This window comes from Candidatus Omnitrophota bacterium, assembly GCA_016929445.1.
Lineage (GTDB): Bacteria > Omnitrophota > Gorgyraeia > JAFGIU01 > JAFGIU01 > JAFGIU01.
In genome coordinates, this window is the sequence record JAFGIU010000030.1 from 1 (window position 1) to 5,993 (window position 5,993).

A 5,993-nucleotide genomic window follows, 5' to 3' on the forward strand; every position below is an offset into this window, starting at 1 on the left:
CATCGGGGGCAGCAGTACGAAGGAGGCGGTCTCGACTGACCGCGTCAAAGTGGCGCTGCGCAAGGCGATCGATGCGGAAAGCAAAACCAAACCTCTAAGCGACCAGCAGCTTATCGAAATCCTCCGGAAGCAAGGATTTCAGCTCGCCCGGCGCACGGTCGCCAAGTACCGGGAGGAGATGCGGATTCCTCCCTCCCACCTCAGACGCACAGAAGCCTAGGATTGCTTCTGGAACCATTCAATTGTTCTCTGCAGGCCTTCTTCAAACATGACCTTGGGCTCAAACCGTATTAACTTGCGCGCTGCGGTGATATCGGCCAGTGTGTGGCGCACATCTCCCTGGCGGGCTGCAATGTGCTGGGGCTTGACGTCTTTCCCCAAGATCTTGTTTGTGTGCTTCACAATATCGAGCACTGTGTGATTTGCGCCGCAGGCGATATTAAGGGCCTGTCCGGAAAGACCGGGGGCTGTTCCCGCCAGGATATTGGCCTGCACCACATCATCGATATAGGTGAAGTCTCTGGACTGCAAACCATCTCCGTGAATGGTAGGCGCTTTATCGTCCAAAATGGCGGTGATAAAGGCCGGAATGACCACCGCGTATTCGGAGCCCGGATCCTGCCTGGGGCCGAACACATTGAAATAGCGCAGGCTGACCGTAGAAAGACCGTAGACCGCACTAAAGGTCTGGCAATAGCCCTCGGTGGCCAGTTTGGAAGCCGCGTAGGGGGAGATCGGAAAGGGATATTGGGTCTCCACTTTGGGCAATTCCGGATTATCGCCGTAAACGGAAGAGCTGGACGCGCTGACCACGCGCCGCACCCCGGCCTCTTTGGCTGCCATCAAGAGATTGAGGGTTCCTGTGACATTGACATCATTGTAGGGCTCCGGGTCATCCACGGACTTCGGAACCGAGCGAAGCGCCCCTTGGTGGAAAATAACCTCGACATCGGCCACAGCCTGCTTCACAGCTTCCTTGTCGCGCAGATCGCCCTCGATCAACTCGATACGGCCGATCACAGAGGCAAGGTTCTCTTTCTTGCCGTAAGAAAAGTTGTCAAGCACACGAACGGGAACTCCCTGTTCCACCAGAGTGCTCACAAGATTGGAACCGATAAACCCGGCTCCCCCGGTTACAAGTGCGCGTTTCATAGAATCCCCCTAATCGAAACCTCGGTTCTGAATTGACCTTTGTTGATTATATCCATCTGCGGCCATTGAGCAAATAGACGAATCCACCAACCACACTCATTGAGAAAAGCAGCGCCAAGTACAGGAGCGAAAGCGCAAAGGCTGTTTCCGGCCCTATTTCACGGCTCAGCAGCAGTACGAAGGCGCTTTCCCTCACCCCCATGCCGTTCACAGAGGGTACCATACCAGCCACCATGGACACCGGGACGATCAAGAACATCAGCCTCAGGAGCACCGGACTGGCCAGGGCATGGGATAAGAGAAAGACCTCAAAAATGACAATCGACTGCAAGACCAAAGAGAGCATCAAAGCCAAGCCCAGAGCTTTGGGCTGAGCCCGCAGGCTTACCAGCGCGGTGATAAAGCGGTGCAAGGCCTCGCCTATCTTACCCAAATGCAGCTTGCCCAGGAGTTTTTCGACTTGGCTCTCCAGCTGAGGCGTCAGCGAGAGCACAAGAACGGATCCTGCGACCGCAACCATCCCGATTCCGACGGCATTAGCCAGTTGCCTGCCCAAACCCACTCCCCAGTCCCGGGCAGAGAAAAGACCGAATCCGATAAGCAGGGTGAGCGCGCAAAAACCCACAATCCGGTCCCCGAGCACCGCGGCGAAACCTTCGGCGGTTTTGCCTGTGCTCCGTCCCGCCCAGACTGCTTTGATCACGTCCCCTCCCGCGGACGTGGGCAAAAAGGCATTGAAGAAGAGGCCGACATAAGTGATTTCCGTGACCTCTTTGTAACGCATGGGCATGTGCATCGAACGCATGAGAATACGCAACCGGAGGGCCATGAGCAAGACCACACCGGTCTGGAGCACAAAGGCCGTGAGGAGCAAGGGCCGGTTGGCTGTGCCCAGGGTTTGGCGCACCTCGGGAAGCTTGTCCCGCATGAGCCAAAAAAGAAAGCCCAGGAGGCCCAGGCTCACTAGAATTTTAAGGGCTTGGGAACTCAGAACTTTCAACGGGCTGCACCCGGCGGCGGTTCCGAAATGGCCTGGATGCGGGCAATATACTTCATGCGAAGCTCATAGAGAAGGTCGTCCAGGAGCTGTGCTTCTGTGGATGTGAGGTTCCCCTTGGTCTTTTGCTGCAGCATCTCCAGAATATCCATCATGTGCTTTGCCTGGTCCATTTGAAGTTCCGGCTGCTGAGTCATGGGATTGGGTAATTCTCCGAGGTGCATCAGGGTCTGAATGCCCAGGCTTGAGATGAAGATTTGAAATGCGGATTCGGATCCGGGGCCTTGGCGCTCCTGTTCTCCGGCCGTCTCTTTCTGCGCGGGCTGAGAGGGACCGGAGTTCCCTTGGGAACGCTTCGGCTCATCCGAGCGGATCCTTTCCTTCTCTTTTTCCACCTGGGATTTCCAGGTTTCGTCCACCTTCTTCTCTATGTTGAGTTTGTAGTCTTTACTCATCATTTTGACTCCTTCTCTTGAGCAGCGGGCGAAAGCACGACCTCAACATGGGCCCCCTCAAGAAAGTATTTTTTTGCAAGTTCCTGGATCTGCCGGGCATTTACTTGCCCCAAGAGCTCTCCGTATTCCAAATATCGCTTATGTCCCAAACCGTAGAGTTCATCGAGAGAGACCTCAAAGGCCAGCGCCCCCGAAGCCTGTTGCGAGATGAGGTGCTGGGCCTCCAGGTATTTCTTTGCGCTCTCGAGCTCTTCCCCGGAAATGGGTTCCTTTTTCAGGGCATTGATTTCGATCCAGAGCTTTTCGCGCGCGGCATCGATATGTTCTTCGGTGGTCAGAACATAGAACACGTAATAGCCGGGGTCTACCCCGACCACGGGAAACGCGCCGACAGCGTACGCCAAGCCCAGGTCTTCACGCACCTTCTCGAAGAGCCGCGAGCCCAGCCCGCTGAGCACTTGAGTCAGGAGCTCAAAGGGTATCCGATCCGGGGAATCCACGCTCACGCCCCGGAATCCGATCAGGAGCAAGCTCTGGGCCTTATCCATCGGGATGCTTGTAGAGACCGTTTCTTCGAGAGCGGCCTCCTGCCGGATGGCCGGAGCATCGTTCTTAGGGGCCGGACGCTTGATGCGTCCGATTTTTTCCTCCAGGAGATCCAGCGTTTGCCGGGGGTCCACGCCTCCGGTGACCGCAATCACAGCCTGGTCCATCCGGAGAAAATCCCGGTACCAGTTTCGCAGATCTTGATCCGTGAGCGCTTGAATAGCCCTTTCACTTCCCAGGGGATTCAGCCGGTACGGGTGCACTTCAAACAATCGCCCGCGCAATTCATTTTTGCCTACAGTGAAAATCTTGTCGTTTTCCGCCCTTAAAGCGGCCAGGGCCGACTCCTTTTGTTGCTGCAGCTTGTCCGCGGGAAACACGCAGTCCGTGAGAAGTTCGGCAATCCAATCCAAGCCTTGCTCCAGATCCTCCAGCATGAAAGAACCCGTCAGGCCCAGACTGTTGTTGCCGCTGAAAGTGTCCAGACGCGCGCCGCGGCCTTCGACTTCTTCGGCCAGTTCTTCGTCCGTGTGCTTCCTGGTCCCCTGCTTGAGCATGGTAGCCAGGAGACCGGACCACCCGTTGGTGGAATCCTCCTCAATGCGCACTCCGCCGGGAAAGACCACGCACACAGAGGCCACGGCCAGGTCTGTGTTCGGGATCACAATGGCCCGGGCGCCGTTGGTCAAAGTACTGAAAAGCGGTTCCTGGAGTGTAGGCTTTTCTCCGGTTGCAGCCTCTTGAGAAAGCAGCTCCGCTTTGGGAAGCAGACACACATAGGTCACAGATTCTGGCTGGAGGTATTGATTTGCCACGGACCGGACCTGCCCGGAATCCACTTTCTGAATCGAATCCACGTAATGAGTGAAGAAACCGGGGTCGGACATCAGGAGCTCCCCTTGGGCCAAATCCTGGGCTTGGGCCTGCAGGGTTTCGAGGCGGAAAAGGTGTTCGCTGATCACCTGCTTTTTGGCCTTTTCCAGCTCCTTTTCCTTGAACCCTTCTTTTTGGACGCGCCTTAGCTCTTCGAACACAATCTCCCGAATGCGATCCAGGTTCTTGGGTTCCGCAGAAAAGCTGATGGTAAAGAGACCCGGATCTCTGGGCGTATAGCTGCTGGCGTCAATGCTGTAGACCAGGTTTTCCTCCGCGCGGAGGCGACGGTACAGCCGGGAGCTGCGGCCGTTCCCCAATCCCAAAGCCAGAACATCCAGGGGGAATAGATCCGGGTGACGGAGACTCACTGTGTGAAAGGCGAAAGCGCCATAGGCCAGCTCAAGTTGGCGTGCCAGCACCAGTTCACGCGGCGCGGTCTGAGGCGGTTCCGGCCGAACCGGATCATCCGGACTGGGGCCGCGTTTCCAATCCCCGAAGGACTCCCGCACCAACTCGACGGTTTCTTCGGGGTCCACCTCGCCCACAATGGAGAGCACCATGTTGTTGGGGACATAGAGCTTGCTGTGGTAGGCCACCAGATCATCCCGGCTTATGGCCTCGACCTGCTTCGGATATCCGATCACCGGGTGCCGGTAAGGATGTTCCAAATAGGCCGTGTGCCAGAGCTGCCGGTAAAGAGAACGCACCGGGGAATCCTCATTCATGTTGATTTCCTTGAGGATGACCTGGAGTTCTTTGGCGAGTTCGGCCTGGTTAAAAGAGGGATTTTGCAAGCCGTCGGCCAGAATGCTGATGGCTGTGGGCAGCCCGTCCACCGGGATCGTGATGTGGTAACCGGTGTAATCCAGTGAAGTATAAGCCTGGATATCGCCGCCGTACCGGCGGAGTTCCCGTTCGATTTCACCGACTCCGCGGCTGGGTGTGCCCTTAAAGAGCATGTGCTCGAAGACATGGGAGATGCCCATGCCGGTGAATCGGCCGGTCTCGGTTGCGCCGCCTGCGCGCACCAGTGCCTGGACCGCAGCCGCGGGCAGTCCCTCCCGCCGCTGGACCAGCACAACCAGCCCGTTTTCCAAGATTTCTTTGTGATACGAGGGCATGGGTGTTTTGGCTTGGGTTGGAGAGGCAAAGGCCAATTGGCCTAACATGAGAAAGACAGGAACCCAGTTGAGTGCCGGGCGCCTGTCCCAACTCAAAAAGAAAGCCATGATCGGTTGCTTACCCCCGAATTGCCTTCTTCCTCGCATTCCGCATTTTGCGGCGCTTCTTCTCGGACGGTTTCTCGTAATGCTTGCGCTCTTTGAGCGCTTTGAGGATTCCCTCGCGCTCCAGTTTTTTCTTGAAACGCTTTAGGGCCTTTTCGAGAGTCTCGTTTTCCTTGACATCAACTCTAGACATAACGCGGCATCAGCCTCCTTAAGTGTCTGGGCATTCTATCCTTATCGCATCTGCCCTGTCAAGCTCTCGGGCTCAAAGGCGAAGATCACATGGAAGCTGATGAGTTCGTTCTCAATATCCTTTGGAAAGGCCTGGAAAGGGGCTGCCTCCCGGACGGAGGCCAGGGCATGATCCAGCAGGAGGCGGTTTGAGACGGATTCCTCAGGAACCAGGCTCAGTTCCGCAAGCTGTCCGGTCTTGGAGATGACAAAGACCACTCCCACCTCCCCTACCGGCAGGTTGCCCGGGGAACGCCGGCTGGCTTCCGCCTGGATCCGGTCTTGGATATCGGCGTAGTAACGTTGAAAGGAAGGTTCCTTGGTCAGTTCCGGCGAACTGGCGGAAATGATGTTGTTGTGCACCGTGACCTCAGCCACTGCCGGGCGTTTGATCTTGGCCCGCGTGGCGAGCTGTTTGAGAATCGGGGCCGGGGCTTGGGACGGATTTTCGGCCTTGGACCCGGGTTGGTTTTCAGGAGTTTTTTCCACGGGCAGCGGCTCGGCTTTGGG

7 protein-coding genes are annotated in these 5,993 nt (G+C 56.7%); 1 reads left to right on the forward strand and 6 read right to left on the reverse strand.

Annotation, left to right across the window (positions count from 1 at the left end; all coding sequences use genetic code 11):
* The coding region (locus JW937_02725; GenBank protein ID MBN1586324.1) for an RNA polymerase sigma-54 factor at positions 1-220 on the forward strand (220 nt) is incomplete at its 5' end.
* On the opposite strand, the gene JW937_02730 is transcribed toward JW937_02725, so the two are convergent.
* The 6 genes from JW937_02730 to JW937_02755 all read right to left on the reverse strand — a co-directional run.
* Positions 217-1,152 (reverse strand): SDR family oxidoreductase, encoded by a 936-nt coding sequence (locus JW937_02730; protein MBN1586325.1) that lies wholly within the window; start codon positions 1,150-1,152, stop codon positions 217-219. The two genes, JW937_02725 and JW937_02730, sit on opposite strands and share 4 nt — an antisense overlap.
* Positions 1,153-1,198: 46 nt before the next feature.
* A complete protein-coding gene (locus JW937_02735) occupies positions 1,199-2,116 on the reverse strand; it encodes a flippase-like domain-containing protein (protein MBN1586326.1) in 918 nt (305 codons plus the stop codon).
* A 32-nt stretch (positions 2,117-2,148) separates the two neighbouring features.
* Positions 2,149-2,604: a DUF1844 domain-containing protein gene (locus tag JW937_02740; protein ID MBN1586327.1), complete on the reverse strand. Its 456-nt coding sequence runs from the start codon at positions 2,602-2,604 to the stop codon at positions 2,149-2,151.
* Positions 2,604-5,255 carry an insulinase family protein gene (locus tag JW937_02745; GenBank protein ID MBN1586328.1) on the reverse strand — a complete coding sequence of 884 codons (2,652 nt, stop codon included), beginning with the start codon at positions 5,253-5,255 and terminating at the stop codon, positions 2,604-2,606. The genes JW937_02740 and JW937_02745 overlap by 1 nt, the downstream gene beginning before the upstream one ends.
* Before the next feature lie 10 nt (positions 5,256-5,265).
* Positions 5,266-5,445 (reverse strand): 30S ribosomal protein S21, encoded by a 180-nt coding sequence (locus tag JW937_02750; GenBank protein ID MBN1586329.1) that lies wholly within the window; start codon positions 5,443-5,445, stop codon positions 5,266-5,268.
* Positions 5,446-5,486: 41 nt separating this feature from the next.
* Positions 5,487-5,993 (reverse strand): hypothetical protein (locus tag JW937_02755; GenBank protein MBN1586330.1); only part of this gene is annotated, 507 nt, incomplete at its 5' end.